This window comes from Arthrobacter sp. Soc17.1.1.1 (assembly GCF_036867195.1).
In the GTDB taxonomy this organism is placed as follows: domain Bacteria; phylum Actinomycetota; class Actinomycetes; order Actinomycetales; family Micrococcaceae; genus Arthrobacter_D.
Genome location: NZ_JBAJII010000001.1, coordinates 3,544,021 through 3,567,978, shown reverse-complemented (window position 1 = coordinate 3,567,978; position 23,958 = coordinate 3,544,021). Strand labels below are relative to the sequence as shown.

At 70.8% G+C, this 23,958-nt stretch carries 24 protein-coding genes; 16 read left to right on the top strand and 8 right to left on the bottom strand.

Translation table 11 applies throughout. The features are described from left to right. Nucleotides 1-10: 10 nt before the first annotated feature. Genes V6S67_RS16620 through V6S67_RS16605 form a run of 4 tightly spaced genes read left to right on the top strand, consistent with a single transcriptional unit; the run spans nucleotide 11 to nucleotide 4,065 of the window. Nucleotides 11-1,192, top strand: a complete 1,182-nt coding sequence (locus V6S67_RS16620; protein ID WP_334211288.1) for a Gfo/Idh/MocA family protein — start codon at nucleotides 11-13, stop codon at nucleotides 1,190-1,192. Next, nucleotides 1,185-2,258 (top strand): sugar phosphate isomerase/epimerase family protein, encoded by a 1,074-nt coding sequence (locus tag V6S67_RS16615; protein ID WP_334211287.1) that lies wholly within the window; start codon nucleotides 1,185-1,187, stop codon nucleotides 2,256-2,258. Before V6S67_RS16620 ends, V6S67_RS16615 begins: the two co-directional genes overlap by 8 nt. Then, nucleotides 2,255-2,950 (top strand): ThuA domain-containing protein, encoded by a 696-nt coding sequence (locus tag V6S67_RS16610; RefSeq protein WP_334211286.1) that lies wholly within the window; start codon nucleotides 2,255-2,257, stop codon nucleotides 2,948-2,950. Before V6S67_RS16615 ends, V6S67_RS16610 begins: the two co-directional genes overlap by 4 nt. Next, nucleotides 2,935-4,065 (top strand): Gfo/Idh/MocA family protein, encoded by a 1,131-nt coding sequence (locus V6S67_RS16605; RefSeq protein WP_334211285.1) that lies wholly within the window; start codon nucleotides 2,935-2,937, stop codon nucleotides 4,063-4,065. Before V6S67_RS16610 ends, V6S67_RS16605 begins: the two co-directional genes overlap by 16 nt. Nucleotides 4,066-4,150: 85 nt before the next feature. Here V6S67_RS16605 and V6S67_RS16600 read toward each other — a convergent pair whose 3' ends face one another. Genes V6S67_RS16600 through V6S67_RS16590 form a run of 3 tightly spaced genes read right to left on the bottom strand, consistent with a single transcriptional unit; the run spans nucleotide 4,151 to nucleotide 6,989 of the window. Continuing rightward, nucleotides 4,151-6,388: a heavy metal translocating P-type ATPase gene (locus V6S67_RS16600; protein WP_334211284.1), complete on the bottom strand. Its 2,238-nt coding sequence runs from the start codon at nucleotides 6,386-6,388 to the stop codon at nucleotides 4,151-4,153. A 1-nt stretch (nucleotide 6,389) separates the two neighbouring features. Beyond that, complete coding sequence (locus V6S67_RS16595) at nucleotides 6,390-6,608, bottom strand: heavy-metal-associated domain-containing protein (protein WP_334211283.1); 219 nt, start codon at nucleotides 6,606-6,608, stop codon at nucleotides 6,390-6,392. Nucleotides 6,609-6,665: 57 nt separating this feature from the next. Then, entirely contained in the window at nucleotides 6,666-6,989 is a 324-nt protein-coding gene (locus tag V6S67_RS16590; protein WP_334211282.1) for a metal-sensitive transcriptional regulator, read from the bottom strand. A gap of 151 nt (nucleotides 6,990-7,140) precedes the next feature. Here V6S67_RS16590 and V6S67_RS16585 point away from each other — a divergent pair, with 151 nt between their 5' ends. From V6S67_RS16585 to V6S67_RS16570, 4 genes are all read left to right on the top strand, one after another. Further along, nucleotides 7,141-7,794: a DUF305 domain-containing protein gene (locus V6S67_RS16585; RefSeq protein ID WP_334211281.1), complete on the top strand. Its 654-nt coding sequence runs from the start codon at nucleotides 7,141-7,143 to the stop codon at nucleotides 7,792-7,794. Between the two features lie 127 nt (nucleotides 7,795-7,921). Further along, nucleotides 7,922-8,575 (top strand): DUF3105 domain-containing protein, encoded by a 654-nt coding sequence (locus tag V6S67_RS16580; RefSeq protein ID WP_334211280.1) that lies wholly within the window; start codon nucleotides 7,922-7,924, stop codon nucleotides 8,573-8,575. A gap of 228 nt (nucleotides 8,576-8,803) precedes the next feature. Continuing rightward, nucleotides 8,804-9,544, top strand: coding sequence for a GAF and ANTAR domain-containing protein (locus tag V6S67_RS16575; protein WP_334211279.1), 741 nt, complete (start codon nucleotides 8,804-8,806; stop codon nucleotides 9,542-9,544). 99 nt (nucleotides 9,545-9,643) lie between these two features. After that, entirely contained in the window at nucleotides 9,644-10,513 is an 870-nt protein-coding gene (locus V6S67_RS16570) for a TPM domain-containing protein (protein WP_334211278.1), read from the top strand. Nucleotides 10,514-10,534: 21 nt separating this feature from the next. Here the strand turns inward: V6S67_RS16570 and V6S67_RS16565 are convergent, their stop codons facing one another. The 3 genes from V6S67_RS16565 to V6S67_RS16555 all read right to left on the bottom strand — a co-directional run bounded on the left by V6S67_RS16565 (nucleotide 10,535) and on the right by V6S67_RS16555 (nucleotide 14,518). Beyond that, nucleotides 10,535-12,148 carry a peptide chain release factor 3 gene (locus V6S67_RS16565; protein WP_334211277.1) on the bottom strand — a complete coding sequence of 538 codons (1,614 nt, stop codon included), beginning with the start codon at nucleotides 12,146-12,148 and terminating at the stop codon, nucleotides 10,535-10,537. 78 nt (nucleotides 12,149-12,226) lie between these two features. Beyond that, nucleotides 12,227-12,790 (bottom strand): GNAT family N-acetyltransferase, encoded by a 564-nt coding sequence (locus V6S67_RS16560; protein ID WP_334211276.1) that lies wholly within the window; start codon nucleotides 12,788-12,790, stop codon nucleotides 12,227-12,229. Nucleotides 12,791-12,946: 156 nt separating this feature from the next. Beyond that, complete coding sequence (locus tag V6S67_RS16555) at nucleotides 12,947-14,518, bottom strand: MFS transporter (protein WP_334211275.1); 1,572 nt, start codon at nucleotides 14,516-14,518, stop codon at nucleotides 12,947-12,949. 61 nt (nucleotides 14,519-14,579) lie between these two features. Between V6S67_RS16555 and V6S67_RS16550 the strand changes: the two genes are divergently transcribed. From V6S67_RS16550 to V6S67_RS16515, 8 genes are all read left to right on the top strand, one after another. After that, nucleotides 14,580-15,137, top strand: coding sequence for a TetR/AcrR family transcriptional regulator (locus V6S67_RS16550; RefSeq protein WP_334211274.1), 558 nt, complete (start codon nucleotides 14,580-14,582; stop codon nucleotides 15,135-15,137). A 66-nt stretch (nucleotides 15,138-15,203) separates the two neighbouring features. After that, on the top strand, nucleotides 15,204-15,623 hold the full coding sequence (gene mscL, locus V6S67_RS16545; RefSeq protein WP_334211273.1) for a large conductance mechanosensitive channel protein MscL: 420 nt from the start codon (nucleotides 15,204-15,206) through the stop codon (nucleotides 15,621-15,623). Beyond that, complete coding sequence (locus tag V6S67_RS16540) at nucleotides 15,620-16,288, top strand: Pr6Pr family membrane protein (protein ID WP_334211272.1); 669 nt, start codon at nucleotides 15,620-15,622, stop codon at nucleotides 16,286-16,288. The genes mscL and V6S67_RS16540 overlap by 4 nt, the downstream gene beginning before the upstream one ends. A gap of 200 nt (nucleotides 16,289-16,488) precedes the next feature. Beyond that, entirely contained in the window at nucleotides 16,489-17,949 is a 1,461-nt protein-coding gene (locus tag V6S67_RS16535; protein ID WP_334211271.1) for a GntP family permease, read from the top strand. A gap of 48 nt (nucleotides 17,950-17,997) precedes the next feature. After that, nucleotides 17,998-19,248: a CaiB/BaiF CoA transferase family protein gene (locus V6S67_RS16530; RefSeq protein ID WP_334211270.1), complete on the top strand. Its 1,251-nt coding sequence runs from the start codon at nucleotides 17,998-18,000 to the stop codon at nucleotides 19,246-19,248. Further along, nucleotides 19,245-20,207 (top strand): hydroxymethylglutaryl-CoA lyase, encoded by a 963-nt coding sequence (locus tag V6S67_RS16525; RefSeq protein WP_334211269.1) that lies wholly within the window; start codon nucleotides 19,245-19,247, stop codon nucleotides 20,205-20,207. Before V6S67_RS16530 ends, V6S67_RS16525 begins: the two co-directional genes overlap by 4 nt. 5 nt (nucleotides 20,208-20,212) lie before the next feature. Beyond that, on the top strand, nucleotides 20,213-21,247 hold the full coding sequence (locus V6S67_RS16520) for a 2-hydroxyacid dehydrogenase (RefSeq protein WP_334211268.1): 1,035 nt from the start codon (nucleotides 20,213-20,215) through the stop codon (nucleotides 21,245-21,247). Next, nucleotides 21,244-22,254 carry a glycerate kinase gene (locus V6S67_RS16515; protein WP_334211267.1) on the top strand — a complete coding sequence of 337 codons (1,011 nt, stop codon included), beginning with the start codon at nucleotides 21,244-21,246 and terminating at the stop codon, nucleotides 22,252-22,254. The genes V6S67_RS16520 and V6S67_RS16515 overlap by 4 nt, the downstream gene beginning before the upstream one ends. Before the next feature lie 45 nt (nucleotides 22,255-22,299). On the opposite strand, the gene V6S67_RS16510 is transcribed toward V6S67_RS16515, so the two are convergent. Both V6S67_RS16510 and V6S67_RS16505 read right to left on the bottom strand, forming a co-directional pair. Further along, nucleotides 22,300-23,097 (bottom strand): IclR family transcriptional regulator, encoded by a 798-nt coding sequence (locus V6S67_RS16510; protein WP_334211266.1) that lies wholly within the window; start codon nucleotides 23,095-23,097, stop codon nucleotides 22,300-22,302. 72 nt (nucleotides 23,098-23,169) lie between these two features. Then, entirely contained in the window at nucleotides 23,170-23,922 is a 753-nt protein-coding gene (locus tag V6S67_RS16505; RefSeq protein ID WP_334211265.1) for a hypothetical protein, read from the bottom strand. Nucleotides 23,923-23,958: the final 36 nt, after the last annotated feature.

Below are 23,958 nucleotides of genomic sequence, written 5' to 3'. Positions count from 1 at the left end.
CTCCAGCCTGATGACTTCTCCACAGCAAGCGGCCCTGAGGGTCGGGATGGTCGGCTACGCCTTCATGGGGGCGATGCACTCCCACGCCTGGCGCACCGCGCCGCGCTTCTTCGACCTCCCGCTCCAGCCCGAACTCGCCGTCCTCGCCGGCCGTGATCCGGCCGCGGTGAAGGCGGCTGCCGACAGGTTCGGCTGGCGGGACACCGAGACCGACTGGCGGGCCCTGGTGGAGCGCGACGACGTCGACCTCATCGACATCTGCACCCCCGGGGACACCCACGCCGAGATCGCGATCGCAGCACTTGAGGCAGGCAAGCACGTGCTCTGCGAGAAGCCGCTCGCGAACTCGGTGGAGGAGGCGGAACGCATGGCGGCGGCCGCCCGGGCGGCCGAGGCGAACGGGGTCTTCGCGATGTGCGGGTTCTCCTACCGCCGCACGCCCGCCCTGACCCTGGCCCGGCGGCTCGTCGAGCAGGGCAGGCTCGGGACCATCCGGCACGTCCGGGCTCAGTACCTCCAGGACTGGCTGACGGACGAGAACGCCCCGATGACCTGGCGCCTGGACAGGAGCAAGTCAGGGTCGGGCTCCCTCGGGGACATCGGAGCGCACAGCATCGATGCGGCGCAGTACGTGACCGGGTTGCCGATCACGGGCGTCTCCGGTCTCCTGACCACCTTCGTGCACGAACGTCCCCTCGGCGGGACCCTGGTGGGCCTCGGCGGCCAGGGCTCCAGCGACGGAGGGACAGGGACGGTCACGGTCGACGACGCCGCGATCTTCAGTGCCCGCTTCGAGTCAGGGGCGATCGGCGTCTTCGAGGCCACCCGCTTCGCGACCGGCAGGAAGAACTCCATGCGCCTGGAGGTCAACGGCAGTCTCGGCTCACTCGCGTTCGACTTCGAGAACATGAACTCGCTGGAGTTCTACGACGGCACGCAGCCCGCGGAGACCGCGGGCTTCAGCACCATCAACGTCACCGAACCCGTGCACCCGTACACGGGCAACTGGTGGCCGGCCGGGCACGGCCTCGGCTACGAGCACGGCTTCACACACCAGGTCGTGGACCTGGTGCAGGCCATCGCGGACGGCACCACGCCGTCGCCGTCCTTCGACGAGGCGCTGCGGGTCCAGAAGGTCCTCCACGCCATCGAGCGGAGCGCCGCGGCCGATTCGGGGTGGCAGCATGTCTGAACCCACCACCACGCCCGCCACCACGCCACGCCCGGTGACGCTGTTCACCGGGCAGTGGGCCGACCTGCCGTTCGAGGACGTGGCGAGGATGGCCGGCGACTGGGGCTTCGACGGCCTCGAGATCGCCTGCTGGGGAGACCACCTGGACCCGGTGCGGGCCGCGCAGGACGACGACTACGTCCAGGACCGGCTCCGGATCCTCAGGGAGAACAACCTCGCCGTCCACGCGATCGCCATCCACCTCACCGGGCAGGCCGTGGGCGACGACCCGATCGACGAGCGCCACCAGGACATCCTCACCCCCGAGGTCTGGGGGGACGGCGATCCGGAAGGGGTCCGCCGGCGGGCCGCCGAGGTCGTCAAGGACAGCGCCCGGGCAGCAGCCCGGCTCGGGGCGTCGGTGGTCACCGGATTCACCGGTTCGTCCATCTGGAAGTACGTCGCGATGTTCCCTCCCGCGTCCGAGCGGATGATCGATCGGGGCTACGAGGACTTCGCCGCCCGATGGAATCCCATCATGGACGTGTTCGACGCCGAGGGGGTCCGCTTCGCGCTCGAGGTGCATCCGTCCGAGATCGCCTACGACTACTGGACCGCGCAGCGCACGCTGGAGATCATGGGAGACCGGCCCGGGTTCGGGCTCAACTTCGACCCGTCGCACTTCGTCTGGCAGGACCTCGACCCCGTGATGTTCCTGCAGGACTTCGCGCCGCACATCTTCCACGTCCACGTGAAGGAATCCGTGCGGCAGCTGAACGGACGCAACGGACGCCTCGGCTCGCACCTGCCGTGGGGCGACCCGCGGCGGGGCTGGGACTTCGTCACCGCCGGGCACGGGGACGTGCCCTGGAAGCCCATCTTCCGCATGCTCAATTCGATCGGCTACCAGGGTCCCACCAGCATCGAATGGGAGGACGCCGGGATGGACCGCCTCGTCGGGGCGCCGGAGGCCCTGGCCCTCGTGCGGGAGCTGGCCACCATCGCCCCCTCCGGGGCTTCCTTCGACGCAGCCTTCTCCGCCAGCGCGCAGAACAGCCAATTCACGACCACGAAAGAGGCACCATGACCAGTAAGGAAGCACTCGTCGTCCGCGGCGGCTGGGACGGTCATCAACCCGTCGAAGCGACGGACCGGTTCATCCCGTTCCTCAGGGACAACGGGTTCGACGTCCGGATCGAGGAGTCACCGAAGATCTACGCCGATGCCGACTACATGTCGACCGTCAGCCTGATCCTGCAGTGCAACACGATGAACACCATCGAGAAGGACGAGTTCGCCGGGCTCCGGACGGCCGTCGAGGCCGGGACCGGACTCGCGGGCTGGCACGGCGGGATCGCCGACTCGTACCGCAACGAATCCGACTACCTCCACCTGATCGGCGGGCAGTTCGCCTGCCATCCGGGCAAGCACCCGGACGAGAGGGTCGGCGAGCAGTCCGACAACTACGTGCCGTACCGGGTGACGATGCTCCCGGCCGCGGCGGATCATCCGATCACCCGCGGCATCGGGGACTTCGACCTCGTGACCGAGCAGTACTGGGTGCTCGCGGACGACTACATCGACGTGCTCGCGACGACGACGCAGGCCGTCCGCGACTGGGATCCCTGGAACCGCCCGGTGACGTCCCCCGCCATCTGGACCCGCCAGTGGGGCGAGGGCCGCATCTTCGTCGCCACCCCCGGGCACCGCGTCGAGATCCTCGACGACCCGAACGTCCGGACCATCATCGAGAGGGGTTTGCTGTGGGCGAGCCGTTGAACGTCGGAATCATCGGCTGCGGAGCGATCGTGGCCCAGTACCTGACGACCCTGCCGTCGCTGGAATCGGTGAACCTGAGGGCGGTGGCCGACCTGGACCCGAGCCGGGCGCAGGCCGTCGCGGACTCGCAGGAGGGAGTGCGGGCGCTGACCGTGGACGAGCTCCTGGCCGACCCCGGGATCGACACCGTCCTGAACCTCACGATCCCTGCCGCCCATGCGGAGATCGCGGCCCGGGCGATCGCCGCAGGGAAGCACGTCTACGGGGAGAAACCGCTGGCGGCGAACACGACCGAGGCCCGCGAGGTGCTCGCCCTCGCGGAGGCCGCCGGGGTCCGGGTGGGGTGCGCCCCCGACACGGTGCTCGGGACGGGCATCCAGACGGCGCGCCATGCCATCGACGAGGGCCTGATCGGCCGGCCCATCTCGGCCACCGCGACCATGGTCACGCCCGGCCACGAACGCTGGCACCCGAACCCGGACTTCTACTACGTGCCCGGAGGCGGGCCCCTGCTGGACATGGGGCCGTACTACGTCACGGCGCTCGTCACCCTGCTCGGGCCGGTGACGTCCGTCATCGGAGCGGCCAGCCACACGCGGAAGGAGCGGACCATCGGCGGCGGACCACGGGAGGGCCAGACGGTGCCGGTGTCCATCGACACGCATGTCACCGGTGTGCTCGTGCACGCGTCGGGTGCCCTCTCCACCCTGGTCATGAGTTTCGACGCCGTGCAGACGCGGTCCTCCAACATCGAGATCCACGGCGAACGGGCCAGCATGACGGTCCCCGATCCGAACTACTTCGACGGGGAGGTGTCCGTCTGCGCCCTGGAGAACAGGAGCAACGACCGGGAGATCGGATGGGAGGTCCTCCCCGCCAGCGCAGGCTATCTCGGGGCCGGCCGCGGCTACGGCCTCGCGGACATGGCCCTGACCCCCGCCGGCGAGCAGCACCGGGCGAACGGGGAGCTCGCCTACCACGTCCTCGACGTCATGGAGTCCCTCCTGCAGTCGGCGGCGGACGGTGCCTCGGTGCCGGTACGGAGCACGGCGGAGCGACCGGCCGAGGTGCCCCTGACGTCGCTGTCCGATCTGGCATCGTCCGCATCCCGCTGACGGGCCGGAGGACGACGGCAGCGATGCCGGCACCCGGTCGCCTGGAGGGGATCGGGTGCCGGCACCGGCTCGCGGGAGCGGCCCGCTACCGGCCGAAGCTGCGCAGCCGCAGCGAGTTGGCGACCACGAGCACGGAACTCGCCGCCATCGCGGCACCGGCGAGCATCGGGTTGAGCAGGCCCAGTGCCGCCACGGGGATCCCGACCGCGTTGTAGAAGAACGCCCAAAAGAGATTTCCCTTGATGGTGCCGAGCGTCCGGCGCGAGAGTTCGATCGCCTGGGCCACCTGCTCCAGGCTGTTGCCCATCACCGTGAGGTCGGCCGCCTCGATGGCCACGTCGGTGCCCGAGCCCATCGCGATGCCGAGATCCGCCTGGGCCAGGGCCGCGGCGTCGTTGACCCCGTCACCGGCCATGGCGACCGTGGCCCCCGTGGCCTGCAGCTCCCGGACGGCGTCCACCTTCCCCGCAGGTGTCACGCCCGCCCGCACGTCCGCCGCGTCGATCCCCACCGCGGCGGCGACGCGCAGGGCCACGGCGCGGTTGTCACCCGTGAGCAGCACGGGCCTCAGGCCGAGCCGGCGCAGGCGCCCGACGGCGGCCGCCGAGCCGTCCTTGACGGTGTCGGACAGCGTGATGAAGCCCGCGACGGAGGCGTCGAGCGCCACCCACACCGCCGTCGCGCCCGCCTCCTCGGCCGCACCGAACGCGCGGGCCTGTCCGGGGGTCGGGCGGATGCCGTGGTGTTCGAGCCAGCCCGCACGGCCGGCCGTGACGGTGACCCCGTCGACCTCCCCGCGCACGCCGCCGCCGGGTGCACTCGAGAAGCCGTGGACCTCCGGCAGGGGGCCCTGTCCGGCGGCATGGTGCGCGACGGCCCGTGCGATCGGGTGCTCGCTCGCGGCCTCGACGGCGCCCGCGAGCCGCAGCAGTTCGGCAGCGGAGGCCTCCGACAGGGGAACGACGTCACCGACGGCCATGACGCCGGTGGTGACCGTACCGGTCTTGTCCAGCACGATGGTGTCCACGGTGCGCGTGTCCTCGAGGACCTGCGGCCCCCGGATCAGGATGCCCAGCTGGGCGCCACGCCCCGTGCCGGTCAGCAGCGCCGTCGGCGTCGCGAGCCCCAGCGCGCAGGGGCACGCGATCACGAGCACCGTCACGGACGCCGTGAAGGCGGCGTCGAGGTCCCCCGTCAGGACGAGCCACAGCACGAAGGTGAGGATTGCGATCCCGAGGACCACGGGGACGAAGACCGCGCTGATGCGGTCGGCCAGCCGGGCGATCCGCGCCTTGCCGCTCTGCGCCTGGCTGACCAGGCGGCCCATGGAGGAGAGCACGGTGTCGGAGCCGACCCGCGTGGCCCGGACCACGAGCCTGCCGGACGTGTTGATCGTGGCTCCCGTGACGGCATCGCCCGGGGTGACCTCGACGGGGATGCTCTCGCCCGTCAGGAGGGCCGTGTCGACGGCGCTGGAGCCCTCGGTGACGACGCCGTCCGTCGCGATCTTCTCCCCGGGGCGCACCACGAACTCGTCGCCGGGGATCAGCCGGTCGGCGGGCAGTGTGACCTCGGTGCGCTCGCCGTCGACGGTGCGCAGGACACGGGCCTCCTTGGCTCCGAGGTTCAGGAGCGACGTGAGTGCATCCCCGGCCCGCCGCTTCGCGGAGGCTTCGAGGAACCGGCCGAGCAGCAGGAACGTCACGACGACGGCCGCGACCTCGAAGTAGAGGGCGTGCGCGTCCATGCCGGCCATGCCGGGGTGCTGCGTCAGGGCGGGATCGGCGAACAGCTGCCAGGCCGAGAAGAGGAACGCCGCGGTGACGCCGATGGAGACGAGGGTGTCCATGGTGGAGGACAGGTGGCGCGCATTGATCGCGGCCGCGCGGTGGAACGGCCAGGCGGACCACGTCACCACGGGAAGGGTCAGGGCGAGGACCACCCACCCCCAGTCCGGGAACTGGAAAGCGGGCACCATGGAGATCAGCAGCACCGGGACGGACAGGACGGCGGCGAGCACCAGGCGCGCTCCGAGGAGCGACGGTGTGTGGTCGTGGCCGTCCCCGTGCCCATGGTCGGGGTGCACCACGTGGGCGCCGTACCCGGTCGCCACGACGGTGTCGATCAGGTCCTGGTCGCTGACGGACGCGGGCACCCGGACCACGGCGCTCTCCAGGGGCAGGTTCACGCTCGCCTCGACGCCGTCGAGCTTGCCGAGCTTCCGCTCGACCCGGCCCACGCAGGAGGCGCACGTCATCCCCTGGATGGCGAGTTCGACGACGCGCGTCTCCTGCCCGGTCCCCGGGATCTGCTGGGTGGTCATGTCAGGACGCCGCCACGGTGTAGCCGGCTTCCGAGACCGCTCCGTCGATCGACGCGGCGTCCAGCGGTGCGGAGGACGTGATGGTGGCGGTGGAGGTGCCGCCGTTGACGAGGTCGACGTCGACGGTCTCGACGCCGGGCAGTCCTGACAGTTCGCTCCGCACGGCACTGACGCAGTGGCCGCAGGTCATTCCGGTGATGCCGATCGTGGTGGTGGTCATGGTTCTTCTCCTTCGTGGATGCATGAATGCATGAATGGGTGGGTGGATCGGGTGGGACTAGCGCAGGAGACGGCCGATCGCGGCGGTCGCCTCCTGGACCTTCGCCTGGACGGCGTCGTCGTTGCCGGCGGCCCGGGACTCCTGGGCGGCTCCCACGACGCAGTGCGAGATGTGGTCCTCGAGCAGGCCCAGGGAGACCGCGTGGAGTGCCTTGTTGACGGCCGCGACCTGGGTGAGGATGTCGATGCAGTACTGGTCCTCCTCCACCATCCGCGCGATCCCGCGGACCTGGCCCTCGATGCGTCGCAGCCGCTTGAGGTAGGCGTCCTTGTCGGCGGTGTAGCCGTACGGTGCCGCGTGGTCGGTGTCCGGGATGCTCATGGTCTGGCTCCTTTTTCGCTCAACTATACCCTTGGGGGGTATAACGCGCCACGCTGCGCTCCTATTCCCGCCCCGGGCGCCCCGCATTGAGGGAACGCCCAGCGCGATGCCGTACGTTGGCTGATGGCATACCCCCGATCCAAGGACGTTCATGACCCCCTCCCTGTCGGGCTGGCAGAAGCGAGTCCTCCTGGCCCTCACCGGAATCGCGGTCCTCGCGCTCTTCGCACTGGCCTTCACCGCCGGGCGCGTCTCCTCTGGCCCTTCCTTCCCGGGCACCACCAGCTCCGATGCCGGGTTCGCCCGCGACATGCAGGTGCACCACAACCAGGCCGTGGAGATGTCCATGATCGTCCGCGACAACATCACCGATGAGACGCTCCGCTCGATCGCCTACGACATCGCGCTCACCCAGCAGCAGCAGGCCGGGCAGATGTATGCGTGGCTCGAGGAGTGGGGCCTCGACCAGAGCAGCGCGCAGCCCCGCATGGAGTGGATGGCCGCGGGGAGCGGTCACGGCGGCATGGAGATGGGGGCGGATCCCGCGTCCATGCTCACCCCCGAAGGGCTGATGCCCGGCATGGCCACGGGCGCCCAGCTCGACGAGCTGCGCGCCGCCCGCGGCGAGGACGCCGAGCGGCTGTACCTGAACCTCATGATCAACCACCACGAGGCGGGAGTGGACATGGCCCGGGCCGGCGCCGAACTCGCCGAGACCGGGCAGGTCCGTACCCTCGCCACGAAGATCCAGTCCGGCCAGCAGGCCGAGATCACGCTCATGCAGAACATGCTGGACGCCCTGTGAGGCCGGGGTGGTCCGGGACGCGCCCGCCGGGGCGTCCGAGGACTGACGCGCCCCGCCGGTAGATTGGTTCCCGGCGATATCCGATCCGCGGCGGACGCCGCAGCCGCCCCAGCACGAAGGACACCCGTTGAACAAGAAGCGATCCCAGGAGAACCTGGACCGTCAGGCGCGCCTCGCCGCCATCCAGGCCGAGCAGCGGGCCGGTGAACGCAAGCGCAACGCCCTGATCTTCGGCGGCATCGGCGCCGTGATCCTCGCCATCATCATCGCGGTCACCCTGGTGATCGTAAACCAGGTCCAGGTGAACCGGGACCGGGAGGCGGCGGCCGGGCAGGATATCGACGGCGTCCAGACATACTCCGACGTGACCTTCGACCACGTCGACGGTCCGGTCGAGTACGAGCAGTCACCGCCCGTCGGCGGGAACCACAACCCGGTGTGGACCAACTGCGGTGTCTACACCGAGCCCCTGCCCAACGAGAACTCGGTGCACTCCCTGGAGCACGGTGCCGTGTGGATCACGTACAACCCGGACATCGGCCAGGCGGAGATCGACAAGCTCACGGAACTGGTGGGCACGCGCTCCTACGTGCTGCTCAGCCCCTACCCCGATCTCGACAGCCCGGTCGCGGCCAGCGCCTGGGGCCTGCAGCTGAAGGTCGATTCCGCCGACGACGCGCGGCTCGGCACCTTCCTCGACAAGTACATCCAGGGCGAGCAGACCCGCGAGCCCGGTGCGGCGTGCTCCGGCGGGATCACTCCCGCAGGAAGCGTCGGCTGATCCCTCCCCGTGCCTGATGGCACTCCTCGTCCTGCGCTGACGGCGCGGCGTGCCGGTGACGGCGTGCCGCGCCGTCGCCGTCGCCGTCGCCGTTGCCGTCCCGCCCCCGCACGGGCCGCGCGCCCGCGTCCAGAGCGGGAGTGCTGTTCCCCGCCGGGTGCCGGGCCGGTAGCGTTGCACCAGCGGGCGGCCGGACGGCCGACCGGAGTCACGGGACGGGAGCGAGCGGTGACCGACAACCAGACCTTCGGGGATATCAGCCTGCCGGGAATGCTCCAGGACATGGTGCTGGAGAGTTCCGACATCAACGAGTTCCTCGACGGGCTGGCCATCCTCGCGGCCGACACGCTCTCCTCCCCGGACATCGAGGTGTCCTGTGGCATCACGCTCCTGCGGCCGCGCGCCCGGGCCACGGTGGCGAGCAGCAGCGAGCATGCCCGGCGCATGGACGAGATCCAGTACGAGTTCGACGACGGCCCCTGCCTGCGCGCGGCGCGCGAGGGCCAGATGTACGTCGTCGCCGACTTCACGACGGAATCGCGGTTCGGCGAGTACACGGCCGCCATCATCGATCACGGGATCCGCTCGGCCCTCGGTGTGCCCATCCCGCTCGACGGGCTCGCCGCGGCCGGCCTCGACCTCTATTCGGCGAAGCCACAGGTCTTCGACGAGGAGGCGATCGCGGCTGCGGCCGAGCTGGCGCACGAGGCGTCGAAGTCGCTGCGGATGGCCGTCCGGGTGGCACATGCGGCGGATACGAGCCAGCAGCTGAGGTCCGCGATGGACTCGCGCACCACCATCGACGTCGCCGCGGGCATCATCATGGCCCAGAACAGGTGCAGCCACGAGACCGCGATCACCATCCTCAAGGCAGCTTCCAGCGGGCGCAACATCAAGCTCGCCGCCATCGCGGCGGCCGTCGTCGCGTCGATCGGGCAGCCTCTCCCCGAGACGCACTTCGACTCCTGACCGCGGACGACAGGTCCCGGCGGAGCGCCGGCGAGGGCCTCTAGACTGTCCGTGGACGGGACGCCGGTCCCGCACCGCCGTCGATGCAGGGGGACGATCATGACGAACAATCGCGCCGCGGTCACAGCGGGCGCCTTCCTGCTGCTCCTCCTCACGGGGTGCAGCGACGGCGGACCGGCGTCGGTCCCGGAGCCGCCGTCGCAGGGCAACGTCCTCGACGCGGCGGACGTCCTCACCCCGGAGCAGGAGCAGGAGCTCAACGCGCTCATCGACGGGCAGAACAGCCGGACCGACGCCGCGCGCGTGGCCGTCCTGACGGTGGAGGACGCGGGCGGATCCATCGAGGACTACGCCCGGTCCGTCGCGAGCGACTGGGAAGTGGGCGACGCCGGCGCGGACAACGGCGTGCTCGTGGTCGCGGACACCGGCGGGCGGGAGCTGCGGATCGAGACCGCCGACGGGGTGCGCGAGGCGTTCTCCGACGACGACGCCGAGGAGGTCGTCGAGGACGTCCTCGAACCGGCGTTCGGCGACGAGGAGTATGCGCGGGGGCTGACGGAGGCCGTCGACCGGATCTACGGGTACGCGCAGGGCCGGGATCCGGTGAAGGAGCCCTTCGACTGGGTGCTCTTCGGATGGGTCGCGGGCGGTGTCGCCGTGCTCCTCGGCGGGATCGTGTGGCTGCTCGCGGCGGACTCGCGCCGCCGTCGCCGGATCTCCGACGAGGAACTCCGGGCGGCCGAGGCCGCGGACCCGGACCTGCGCCTGACGGAGGAACAGCGTGCGGCGTACAGGAAGTACCGGTACAGCCGCCGGGGGGACGACGCCGTGAGCAACCCGGCCGTCTGGCTCCCCCTCTACGTCGCCAACCCCGCGCTCTACTCCGGCGGTACCGGGGGCAGCGCGTCCGGGTCCTCGTTCAACGGCGGCGGGGGCTTCAGCGGCGGCGGGGCGTCGGGCAGCTACTGACCGGCGGACCCGGGTGGGGTCCTACTGGTCGACGGCGGCACCGATGGGCTCGAGCACGACGTCGGGGAAGTCCTTCCGGAAGTGCCCCACCTTCCACTTGTCGCCGAACACCGCGACGATCTCGCCGTCGGACCGGAACAGGATCTCGCCGCCGCGGAAGGTCTGCGGGACTCCCTGGCTCTCCGGGGCCACCCGCATGGCGAGGGTGTAGGAGAGGTTGTCGAGGGAGGTCGGCGCGTTGAACTCGGTGCCGAGCCGCTCCGCCGCGACCTCGAACTGCAGGGCCCCGACGGCGGCGAGCACAGGTGCCTGGTCGCCGCGGAGGTCCGAGCGCAGCACCTGCACCACACCCTCGTGCTCGAGCTGCTCGATGCCCCGGCGGAACTGCTTGTAGCGCCCCGGATCCTTCGCCCGGGCGACGGCGAACAGCTCGGGGGAGAAGCGCGGGATGTCGGGGAACTGCACGGGCTCCTCCGCGAAGAGGCTGTCGCCCACGCGGAGGCTCGTCGCGTTCACGAGCCCGACGACGTCGCCCGGCCACGCCGTGTCCACCACTTCGCGGCTCCGCCCGAGGACGCGGTGCGCGTACTTCGTGGCGAAGGGCTTGCCCGTGCGCTGGTTGGTGATGACCATGCCGCGTTCGAACGTCCCCGAGCAGATGCGGAGGTACGCGATGTGGTCGCGGTGGGCGCTGTCCTGGCCGGCCTGCACCTTGAAGACGAAACCGGACATGGGTGCGTCGATGGCGCGCGGCTCCTCCTCCTTCGACGGCCGCGGCGAGGGGGAGGGGGCCACGTCCACGAGGATGTCGAGGAGCTGCGAGACGCCGAAGTTCTTCGCCGCGGCCGCGAACAGGACGGGCGTCTGGCGCGCCGCCTCGAACTCCTCGCGGTCGAAGGAGCCGTTCGAGGACTCGACCAGCCCCGACTCCTCGCGCGCGTCGAGCCAGGCGCCGGCGTCCCGCGGGTCCAGGGCGTCGATGTCCACCTCGGTCTCCGCGGCGGCCTGGGCGCCGGCCTCGACGGCCTCGAGCGCGATCGCCCGGTCCGCGCGCAGGTCGATCAGGCCCTGGAAGTCGCCGGCGATACCGGCGGGCCAGGTCAGCGGCACCGGGGTCATGCCGGTGCGCTCGCCGACGTCGTCGATCAGGCCGAGCGCGTCCAGGCCCGGGCGGTCCCACTTGTTGATGACGGTGATGATGGGGATGTTGCGCGCCTTGCACACGGCCAGCAGCTTCACGGTCTGCGGTTCGAAGCCCTTGGCGGCGTCGATGAGCATGACGGCGGAGTCGACGGCGGCGAGGACGCGGTAGGTGTCCTCCGAGAAGTCGGCGTGGCCGGGGGTGTCCACGACGTTGAGGATGGTGTCGCGGTAGGTCAGCTGCAGGGCTGCGGAGCTGATCGAGATGCCACGCTCCTGCTCGATGCCCATCCAGTCGGACACGGTGGCGTGGCGGCTCGACTTGCCGTGCGTGACGCCGGCGTCCTGGATGGCGCTCGCGAGGAGTGCGAGGGCTTCCGTCAGCGTCGACTTCCCGGCGTCAGGGTGGGAGATGACGGCGAAGGTACGACGGCGTCCAGCCTCACGGCGGACGGCGTCGGCGTCGAGGACTGGGGATTCGGTAAGCAGGGCCACCCTCCCATTGTCCCCGATACCGGCGGGGCACCCGGCGGCGGGGGCACGTGTTCGCTGTGCGCATCGCTGTCGGGGTGGTCACAGCCGCATCAGGATGCGCGGGAACCCGTTCACCACCGACGTGGTCTCGGCCGCCTGTGTGAAGCCGGCCTGCTCGAAGAGCCTCCGGGTGCCGACGTACGCCATGGTGGGATCCACTCTCCGGTCCCCGTTGTCCACGGGGTACCCCTCGATGGCCGGGGCGCCGTAGGAGCGCGCGAAGTCGACGGCGCCGGCGAGCAGCCGGTGGGAGATGCCCTTCCCGCGATGGCCGGGCCGGACCCGGATGCACCAGACCGACCACACGTCGGCGTCGTCGACGTGCGGGATCCTGCGGTTCCGGGCGAAGCTCGTGTCGGCGCGCGGGTGGACGGCGGCCCAGCCGACCACCTCGCCGCCGTCGTAGGCGAGGACTCCGGGCGGCGGGTCCTGCGCGCACAGGCGCCGTACGAGGTCGCCGCGCTCCGGGCCCACCAGGGCGGTGTTCTGCCGGGACGGGATGCGGTAGCTGAGGCACCAGCAGACATTCGCGTCCGGTCGCCTGGGCCCCACCATCGCAGCGACGTCGGCGAACACGGTCGCGGGGCGCACCTCGATCACCATGGGTCCACTGTTCCACCCGTGCCGTCGGCGGACAACGGACCGGTTGCCCGCGGGACGGCGGGTCTCCCTGCCGGAACGCGCGAAGGGCCCGTTCCGGGGGAACGGGCCCTTCGCGCAGTGCCGGTTGACCAGTGCCGGTTGACCAGTGCCGGTCGGCTAGTGCTCGACGCGCTCCGCGGTGGTGCTCCGCAGGCTCCACGCCGCGAGCACCGAGGCGCCGACCATGAGCAGGGCGGCGATGCCGGCCGTGACCGTGACCCCGCTGTCGAAGGCGTGGAAGGCCGAATCCCGGAGGAGGGAGGCACTGGTGGGGCCGAGCTGCGTGGCCACCTCGACCGCGCCTCCGAGGGTCTCGGTGGAGGACTCGGCCTGGGCACTGCTGAGCCCGGCGGGCAGTAGCAGGTTGCGCTGGTAGGACGCCAGCAGGATGCTGCCCAGCACCGCGGTGCCGAGCACCGACCCCACCTCGTAGGCGGTCTCCGAGACGGCGGACGCGGCTCCGGCCTTGTCGGCCGGGACGGTGGACAGGATGAGGTCGTTGGACACCGTCTCCGACGCGCCCACACCGATCCCGAGGACCACGAACGCGATCATGAGGAACCCGGCGGACCCGCCCTCGCCGAGCAGCGCGATCATGGAGTACGCGACGGCGGAGAAGAGCAGCGAGACCGACACGACGACGTGCGGCGGCAGGCGCCGGGCGAGCGGCACGACGGCGAGGCCCGCGATGATCGTCATGACCAGCCCCGGCAGCAGCACGAGCCCGGCGTCGAGCGGGGTGTAGCCGAGCACCAGCTGCAGGTGCTGGGAGACGAAGAACAGGAAGCCCACGAGCGAGAAGATCGCGAGCAGGTTCACCAGGACGGCGCCCGTGAAGGCCCGCACCGTGAACAGGCGCACGTCGAGCATGGGGTCGCGCCGCTGCAGCTGGCGCATGACGAACACGGTGCCGGCGGCGAGGCCGATGAACGCGGCGGTCACGGAGACGAGCAGCGGGCCGCCCTTGGCGAGGTTCTTGATGGCGTAGACGACCGGCAGCATGGTGCCGATGGACAGGACGATGCTCGCGTAGTCCACGCGCCCCGGGTTGGCGTCCTTCGACTCGGGGACGACGACGGGGGTCAGCGCGAGCATCAGCACCAGCACGGGGACCGCGAGCAGGAACACGGAACCCCACCAGAAGTGCTCCAGCAGCAGGCCGCCGAGCAGGGGGCCGAGGGCGGCGCCGGCCGAGAAGCCCGCGGCCCAGACGGCGATGGCGATCCGGCGCTGGTTGCGGTCCGTGAAGATGTTGCGGATGAGCGAGAGCGTGGAGGGCATGAGCATGGCGCCGAAGACGCCCAGACCCACGCGGGAGGCCACGAGGAAGCCGGCGGTCGGCGCGAAGGCGGCCGCGACGGAGAACAGTGCGAAGCCCGCCGCGCCGATGATGAGCAGGCGGCGCCGGCCGAAGCGGTCGCCGAAGCTGCCCATCGCGACCAGGAGTCCCGCCAGGACGAGCGGGTAGCTGTCCACGACCCAGAGCAGCATGGTGCCGCTCATGGCGAAGTGGCGGGAGATCTCCGGCAGGGCGAAGCTCAGCACGGTGTTGTCCACGGAGACGAGCAGCACCGGCAGCATCAGCACGGCGAGGGCGAGCCACTCGCGGCGGCCGGCAAGGGAGGGGAGCTGAACGGCACGCGGGTTCACCTCGGACACACGTGCGGAAGCGGAGGGTGTGGTTGTCATGCCTCAATGCTATACCGTCCAGCCGGTACAGTACAAGAAACGTGACCGGTATCATGGGCGGGTGTCCAGTTCCCGCGAGCGCATCCTCGACAGCTTCGAAAACGCGTTGATCCGCGACGGCGAGAGGGCCGCCACCATGGAGGCGGTCGCCGCTGCAGCCGAGGTCTCCAAGGGCGGACTGCTCTACCACTTCCCCTCGAAGGAGGCCCTCGTGGACGGCCTCGCGGACCGTCTCCGCGGGCTGGCCGATCGGGACCGCGAGGCGATGGCGGCGGCCGAGGACGGAGCCGCGCGCTACTACGTGCGCACCTCGGTGTTCGAGGACAGCGCCCTCGACCGGGCGCTCGTGTCCATGGCGCGGCTCGCCCAGCAGGGCCACCCGACGGCGAAGTCGTCGCTGGCCGAGATCCAGGAGGGCTGGCTCGACGCGCTCCAGGCGCAGCTCGGTGACCGCACCGCCGCGCGCGCCGTGAAGCTGCTCGGTGACGGCCTCTATTACGACGCCGCCTTCTTCGCCACGGACGGGGCCGGCCGCACCAGCCGCGGGGAGATCGACGACCTGCTCGACGTGGTGGACCTCATCGTCTCCCGGCGGGGCAGTGCGCCTGCGACCTCCTGACGGCGTGCGTCCCCGCCTCCGTCGGATTCGTGCCGACCGTCCGTCCCCCGACCCCGAGAGGATCCCATGATCAAGGGCTTCCGCGACTTCATCCTGCGCGGCAACGTCATCGAACTGTCGATCGCCGTCGTCATCGGCAGCGCCTTCACGGCGCTCGTCGGGGCGTTCACCGCGAACATCATCAACCCGATCGTGGCGTCCGCGGGCGGCATCGACGCCTCCGGCCTCGGGTTCCGTCTCCGGCCCGGCAATGACGCGACGTTCGTCGACGTCGGGGCCGTCATCACCGCGCTGGTCACGTTCCTCATCACCGCCGCCGTCGTGTACTTCCTCTTCGTGGTGCCGATGAACCGCGCGAATGCCCGGCTCCGGGCCCATGCCGAGGCGCAGGGCCCCGTGAAGGAGCCCATGCCCGTCGACACCGCTCTCCTCACGGAGATGCGGGACCTGCTGAAGGAGATGGCTGCGCGGGAAGCCCGGCGATGACCGTCCTCGCCGTGGGGACCCGGCGCGTCCCGCTGCGCGCGGCGGTGCGCGGCGCGATGGCCGTCGTCGTGCTCATCGCCGTCGCGGCCACCTTCTTCGACACCGCCTCGCGTGAGGCGGTGAACCCGTTCAACTTCTTCGGGTTCTTCACCATGCAGAGCAACATCGCGGCTGCCGTCGTGCTGCTCCTCGCCGCGGTCCTGCAGCTGCAGGGTGCCGACGAGCCGCGGTGGCTGGCGCCGGTCCGGGCCGCCGTGACCACCGACATGGTGGTCGTGGGCGTCGTGTACAACCTGTTGCTCGCAGGGCTTCCCGGCGGCGCCGAGCTGCCCTGGGCCAACTGGGTGCTGCACGTGGCGTTCCCGGTCTATGCGATCGTCGACTGGGCGGTGACGCGGGACCGCCGGCCGCTGCCCTATCGCGTCATCCGGCTGATCCTCGTGCATCCGCTGGTGTGGATCCTCGTGGTGCTCGTGCGGGGCGCCACCGACGGCTGGGTCCCGTACCCGTTCCTCGATCCGGCGACCGGCTATCCCTCCGTGGCCCTCTACGTGGTCGGCATCGCCGTCTCCATCGCGGGCTTCGGCGCGCTCGTCATCCTCATCAGCAGGTCCTCCGGGTCCGTGAGCGGGCTCGCCGCCAGGATCCGCCGCACCCGGGGCTGACGCCTCCCGGCGGCCCCCCCCCTCCATCCCCTCCCACCAATACCGCCGGTGCAGTACGGAGCGCTGCACCAGCTGGGCGTCGTGCTGACGCGTCCTCCGCTCGTTGACCCACGAGGTGAGCGCGTGCTTACATTGTGAGTACATGGCAGTGACGTACAGCACATCAGAAGGTGTCGCGGCGTCCGGGACAAGGAGGTCCGATGGCAGACTGGATGATTTTGACCATCACCGCGGTGGCAATCCTCGCGATCGTCGTCATGATCGTGAGGCTGCGGATCAACCCCGCGGTCTCGCTCGTCGTGGGAGCAGCGGGGCTCGGCCTGGCGACGGGCATGGGCGCCGGTGGCACGACGGACACGATCATGCAGGGCTTCGGCGACATCATGCTCGAAGTCGGACTGCTCATCGCCTGGGGCGTCCTGATGGGCTCCATCCTCAACGAGATGGGTGCCATCCGCAGGCTCGTCGACAGCCTGCTCCGTGTCTTCGGGCCACGGGGCGTCCCCTACGCCTTCGGCCTGACCATCGGCACTCTGCTCCAGTCGATCTTCCTCGACGTGCTCCTGGTGATGAGCGCACCGCTGGCACGGCGGATGGCCCCCGCCCTCGGCACGTACGGTACCGCCCGGATGGCGACCGCGATGGCGATCAGCCTGGAATGCGGCATCGTCCTCATGGTGCCCGGCGTCGCGGCAGTGGCGCTGGCGGGCCTGCTGAGCGTGCCGCTGGGTGAGATGCTCATCTTCGGCCTCATCGTGATCGTGCCGACCATCCTCATCTCCATCTTCGTCATGACCTTCTTCATCACCCGCGGCCTGTGGAAGGTCGACCAGGACGAGCAGACGGACGAGGAGTTCGCGGCCGCTGCAGCGGAATCCTCCCCGGTGGACGGTACGGCCTCGGGAACCTCGCAGCCGGCCGGCAGCGGGAAGGCCGGCTCGCTGGTGGATGGACGCGGCACGCGGGTGGGGCTGCTGCCCCACGATGTGCGCACCTCCGGTGGCCGGGCCGCCAACGAACCGAGCCTCGTCCTGCTCTTCGCCCCGATGCTCCTCGCGCTGGCCCTCATCGCCGTCGGATCGATCCTCAAGATGATGGACTTCTCGAGCCCCGTCGTCGACTTCGTCTCCTCCCCGGTCATCGCACTGCTCATCGGACTGCTGGGCACGAGCTACGTGGGCCGCTTCACGATCGGCCGGAAGCGCGTCGAGGCGGCAGTCGTGAACGGGTTCAGGGAGTCGGGCCAGATCCTCATCCTGACGGGCGCCGGAGGATCCCTCGCGGCCGTCGTGGCCACCAGCGGCATGGGGGACATCCTGGGCAAGTACTTCACGGCCAACTCCTTCGCGCCCCTGATCACCGTCTGGATCATCGCCGCAGTGCTCCACATCGCGGTCGGCTCGGTGTCCATCTCGGCCATCACCGCCGCAGGCATCCTCGCCCCGGTCGCATCGCAGATCGGCCTCAATCCCGTGCTGATCGCGCTCGCTGCCGGCGCCGGATCGCTCTTCGTCGTCCACGTCACCTCGAACACCTTCTGGCTCCTGCAGTCCATGCTGGGGCAGACCACCAAGGGGACACTGAAGTCCTGCACCCTGGGCGTCTCCCTGGCCTCGGTGGTGGCCCTGGGATGCACCCTGGTGCTCGGGATCTTCATCTGACCCGGCAGCCCTGAACCACCCGTCGTCCGATCAGGAGAAGGAAAGCTCATGACCAAACCATCGATCAAACCCCTGGACGGCATCCGCGTGCTGGAACTGGGCAACTACATCGCAGCACCCACCGCGGGACGCCTCCTCGCCGACTTCGGGGCCGAGGTCATCAAGGTCGAGCGCCCCGGCACGGGCGACGAGCTGCGCAACTGGCGCCTGATCAAGGGCTCGACGTCCATGCTGTACCGGACGATCAACCGGAACAAGAAGTCCGTGGTCCTGGACCTCCGCTCGGAGGCAGGCCGCGAGGCGGTGAAGGCGCTCGTGCGCGAGTGCGACGTGGTGCTGGAGAACTTCCGGCCCGGCACGCTGGAGAAGTGGGGCATCGGACCGGATGTCCTCAACGCGATCAACCCCCGCCTCATCATCAGCCGCATCTCCGCGTTCGGCCAGACGGGCCCGCTGTCCCGGCGGCCCGGGTTCGCAGCCGTCGCCGAGGCGTTCAGCGGATTCCGCAACCTCGTCGGGGACCCGGATCGCGCCCCCGTCCGCGTCGGCGTCTCCATCGGCGATTCCATCGCCGGGCTGTACGCCGCCTTCGGCGTCGTCATGAGCCTCTACCAGCGTGGGGTGCGGGCGGGCGCCGGGAAGGAACCGGTCGCGCTCCGGGAACGCGTCATCGACGTCGCCCTGCACGAGGCGATGTTCTCGATGATGGAATCCCTGATCCCCGACTACCAGGCGTACGGCGTCCAGCGGGAACGGGTCGGCGGACGCATGGAGGGCATCGCGCCGTCCAACGCGTACGTCTGCGCCGACGGGGCGAGCATCGTCGTCGCAGGCAACGGGGACTCGATCTACCAGCGGTACATGGAGACGATCGGCCGGCCGGACCTGGCGGTGGACCCGTCGCTCCAGACGAACGCCCAACGGTGGGCGCGCCGCGAGGAACTGGACGAGGCCATCGGCCGGTGGAGCGGGCAGCGCTCCTCCGCCGAGGCGCTCGAAGCACTGGGGAAGGCGGGCGTCCCCGCGGGTCCCATCTACACGGCAGCCGACATCGGCGCCGACGAGCAGTACCTCGCCCGGGACATGATCCAGACCTTCGAGGTGTCCACGGGGGAGTCGGAGCCGGCCCGGGTCGGTTTCCCGGGCATCGTCCCCGTCATCGGCGAGCACTCCCTGCCGATCCGTCATCTCGGCCCCGACCTCGGCGAGAACACCGGCGAGATCCTCGCCGGGCTGCTGGGGATGAGCGAGGATCAGATAGCCGAAGCCACCGCAGCCAAGGAGCACCTACCCGCATGAACCACACCTTCACCCCCCAGGCGGAACTGCGCGATGTGACCCTGCGCGACGGTCTGCAGCTCACCGGCAAGATCCTGCCCACCGAACGCAAAGTGGAGGTGGTCCGCGCCCTCATCAGGGCAGGGGTGCCCTCCATCGAGCTCGGTTCCATGGCCCGGCCCGACAAGGTGCCACCCATGGCGAACACCCTGGACGTCGTCCGCGCCCTGACCGCGGAGGAGCTGGAACGCTGCTGGATCTGGGTGGCGACACCCGGCCACGTCGCCCGGGCCACCGACGCGGGGGCCCGCAACCTCCAGTACTGCCTGTCCGTCAGCGACGCACACAACGAGGCGAACATCGGACGGACCGCCGATGCCAGCCTCGAGGCGCTGCCGGAGGCGGTCGAGCGCGTCCGCACCGTCGACGGCAGGATCCAGCTCTGCCTGGCGACCTCGTTCACCTGTCCCTTCGACGGGCCGGTCGACCCCGCGCGCGTCCTCGAGATCGCGAACGACCCCCGCGCCGACGGGACACAGGACATCGTCATCTGCGACACGCTCGGTCAGGCGGTGCCGCAGCAGGTCGAGGATCTCGTCTCACTGGTCCGGACCGGGTCGCCGGCCCGCCGCATAGCGTTCCACGGCCACGACACCTGGGGCCTCGGCGTCGCCAATTCACTCGCCGCCATCCGGGCCGGGGCCACCATGGTCGACGGCGCCCTGGGCGGGCTGGGAGGATGCCCCTTCGCTCCGGGCGCCAGTGGCAACACCTCGAGCGAGGATCTTCTCTTCGCGACACAGCCCGCCTGGCTGACGCCGGCCGTCTTCGGTGACCTGGTCGACCTCGGTGAGGGACTGCTGGCCGACCTCGGGGAGCCGAGCCGTTCCCGGGCGGCCCAGGGCGCCCGCTCCACGGCCCGGGCCTTCGAGTGGGTCCTTCCCTCGCGGGCCCCCGACGTCGCCGGACTCGCGGTCTGACCGCCATGGACAACCGTTTCCTCGTCACCACCGCCATCCCGGAACCGGGACTCCGGCTCCTGGGTGCAGCCGGACACGTCACCGTCCTGCCCGATCGACCCGACCACGCGACGCTCTCGTCCCTGTGCGCGTCGGGCAGCTACGACGTCGTCCTGACGCAGCTGAGCGACACGATCGACGCCCCGCTCCTTGCTGCGGCCCGGATCCGGGGGGTCTCCAACTTCGCCGTCGGCTTCGACAACATCGACGTCGACACCGCCACGCGTCTCGGCATCGCCGTCGCCAACACGCCCGGCGTCCTGACGGACGCGACGGCGGACATCGCCCTCCTCCTGATACTCGGGACCGCACGGCGCGTCGTGGAGGCCGACCGCCTGGTGCGGGACGGCCGGTTCCACGGCTGGGAGCCGGAACTGCTGCTGGGGCGCGACGTCTCCGGAAGCGTCCTCGGGCTGGCGGGCTTCGGCCGGATCGCCCGCGCCACGGCGCGGCGCGCGCTCGGCTTCGGGATGCAGGTGGTGTTCTCCCCACGCCCACCGGGCGACCGGGTGGTCGGCGAGGAGGAACTCGGTGAGTTCGCCGGCCGGGTGCGGCAGGTGTCCTGGGACGACCTCGTGCAGCGCAGCGACTTCCTGTCCCTGCACGTGCCGCTGGTGGAGGACACCGTGCACCTCGTCGACGCCGCCGTCCTGGCGCGGATGAAGCCCGGGGCGATCCTGATCAACACGGCGCGGGGGCCGATCGTGGACGAGCCGGCACTCGTGGACGCACTGCGGAACGGGGTTATCGCCGGAGCGGGCCTGGATGTCTTCGAGGATGAGCCACGCCTGTCCGCGGGGTTGGCGGAGCTCACGAACACCGTCCTCCTGCCGCATCTGGGCAGCGCGACCGTCCCGGTCCGCGCGGAGATGGCACGGCTGAGCGCGCTCAACGCGGTGGCGATGGCCGAGGGCCGCACCCCTCCGCACCCCGTCAACCACCCCCTCAACCGTTCCGTCGTCCACCCCGTCGACCGGTCAGGGAAGGAAGTGCCGGCATGAGCATCCTCGTAGCGCCCGACAGTTTCAAGGGCACCTACCCGGCGGTGCAGGTCGCCGACGTGATCAGCGCCGGCATCCGCGACGCGAGCGGGGTGGCGGTGCCGCTGCCCGTGGCGGACGGCGGGGAGGGGACGTTCGACGCACTGTGCCGCAGCCTCCGTGCCACCGCGGTGACGGTGGACGTGCAGGACGCCTGGGGGGAACCGTTCGCCGCGACGATCGGGCTGGCGATGGACGGCGGCACGGCGGTCGTGGAGGTGGCGCAGGCCAGTGGCCTAACCGCGGCGAGGATCACCCCCCGGGACGCCGCTGCTGCCAGCACCTACGGCACGGGGATGGCCATCGCTGCCGCCATCGGCAGGGGGGCCTCCCACATCATGGTCGCTGCCGGCGGATCGGCGACGACCGACGGAGGAGAAGGGGCGGTCCGGGCGCTGCAGGAGCGGGGCGGGCTCCACGGCGCCCGGATCACCGTCCTGTCCGACGTCACGACGACCTTCCTCGACGCGCCCCGCGTCTTCGGGCCGCAGAAGGGCGCCGACGCTGCGACCATCAGGGGGATGGAGGCGAGGCTGTCGCGCCTGGCGGCCGCGTACCCGCGGAACCCCGTGGACGTTCCGCGCACCGGCGCCGCGGGGGGCCTCTCCGGCGGGCTGTGGGCCGCCTTCGGGGCCGACCTCGTGTCCGGTGCGGATGCCGTCCTCGACGCCGCCGGGTTCGACGACCTGCTCCGGACCGCCGACGCCGTCGTCGTCGGCGAGGGGCGCCTCGACTCCCAGACCGGGGAAGGGAAGATCATCTCGGCGATCCTCGCCCGGGTCCGGGCGACGGGCCGGGCCATCCCCGTCGTGGCGATCGTCGGCTCGGTGGCGCGCGATGCCGGCTCCTACGTGCGGAACTTCAGCGAGGTGATCGTGGCGTCCGACGCCGCAGCCATGTACGACGCCGGGCGGTCCATCGCGCACTACTCGTCATCCCGTCCCCGGCCGCAGGTGCCCGGTGCGTGACACTGCCGCTTCCCGGGACGGGGGACAGCGGGGCGCCGGCGGCCCTCAGGCCGAGATCTCGTCGGGGAAGCGACCGCCGTAGAGCCTGGTCATCCTCTCCGCCGTCGAGAGGAGCTCCTCGACCCACCCTTCGCAGACCTCGTAGGGCATCCTCAGGGTCGGGCCGCTGATCAGCACCGCGCCCACCAGGGCGCCCACCGAATCGAACACCGGAGCGGACAGCCCCGATGCCGCGTCGTCGCGCTGCCCCACGGTGATGGAGAAGCCGTTCCGCCGGGTCTGTTCCACGGCGGCGAGGAGTTCGGCAGGATCCGTGATGGTGTTCTCGGTCAGCATCGTCAGCGGGCCCGCGAGCGTCCTCTCCCGCAGTTCGGCGTTCCAGGCCAGGAGGACCTGTCCGGGGGAGCCCGCGTGCAGGGGGAGGATCTTGCCCACGTGCATCTCCCGGCGGAGCGCGTGGTGTGTCTCGGCCATGGCCACGCATACCCGGTACGTCTGCTCGGCCCGGAAGAAGCAGACCGTCTCGCCCGTGCGGTCCCGCAGCTCCTTGAGCAGCGGCATGAACAGGTCGACCATCGGCACACCGCGGGTCGCCGGGGCGGCCCAGTACGCCAGCTTCATCCCGATACGGAACGCATCCTCCTCCCGGTCGAGCAGGCCCTGCGCGACGAGGTTGGTGACCAGCCGCTGGACCGTCGAGGTGGGCATCGACGTCGCCTCCCTGATCTCCCCCAGGGTCAGCGTCGGCCGGGACAGGCTGAACGCGTCCAGGATCGCCGTGATCTTGCCGAGCACCAGGAGGGGGTTGTTCGGATTGGACCGTCCTGCATCGCTCGACACCATGCACCTGACGCTATGCGTCCGGGCAGCCGGGATCAATTCAGCGCGGCGCTGCCGCTGCGCCGCTGCAGTACCTCAGGCGGGACCGCCGCCGAGGACGTCCACGTGGACGTGGTCGAGGTGGCGCAGGATCTCGTTGGCGGGTTCGGGTGCGTCGTAGGGGTGCCACTGTCCGCGGGCGAGGTGTGCACTCCAGAACCGGTCGTCGAAGATCACGTACTGGATGTCGAGCTCGTCCGCGTGGGCGACCAGCCAGTGGGCCAGTATCCACCCCTCGCGCCGGTTCTCCTCGGTCACCGGGCGGAAGAAGACGTCGACGGCCCGGCCGTCGTAGTGCGTCGAATCCCCGCCGTGCCCCTGGCCGACACCACCGGGCGCGAAACCGCCCAGGCTCTGCTCGCCGAACACCTCGGTCATCTCCGTCCGCACCCGCTCGGCACGGGGGGTCAGGCCGGTGGCGGTGAGCTCCTCCCGCGGCAGATCCGTCGCCGCTGATCCACGGCAGCTGAGGACGGGCCCTGCATCACCGTCCGGCCCTTCGGCCAGTCGCTGCAGCACCGCGTCGTCCAGGTCGGAGGTGTCGGGTGCCGCCATGCCGCGGGCGGCGCGTGCCACAGCCGTGGTGGCGCGCTGCGCCTGGGCCCGGTCGAGTCCCACCACCCCGTCGGAGGTCTCGACCGTGCAGTCCGGGCCGCCGGGCAGGGGGAGTCCTTCCGTGCGCAGGGCGCCGAGCACAGCGGGCCCGAGGAGGACCGCCGCCGTGGCGAGCGCCCCGAGCAGGAGGACGCCCAGGAGCAGCCGGGCTCGGGTGACGACGGTTCGGCTCACGATGACGGACCCCTTGTGCGGCGATGACGTGCGGCC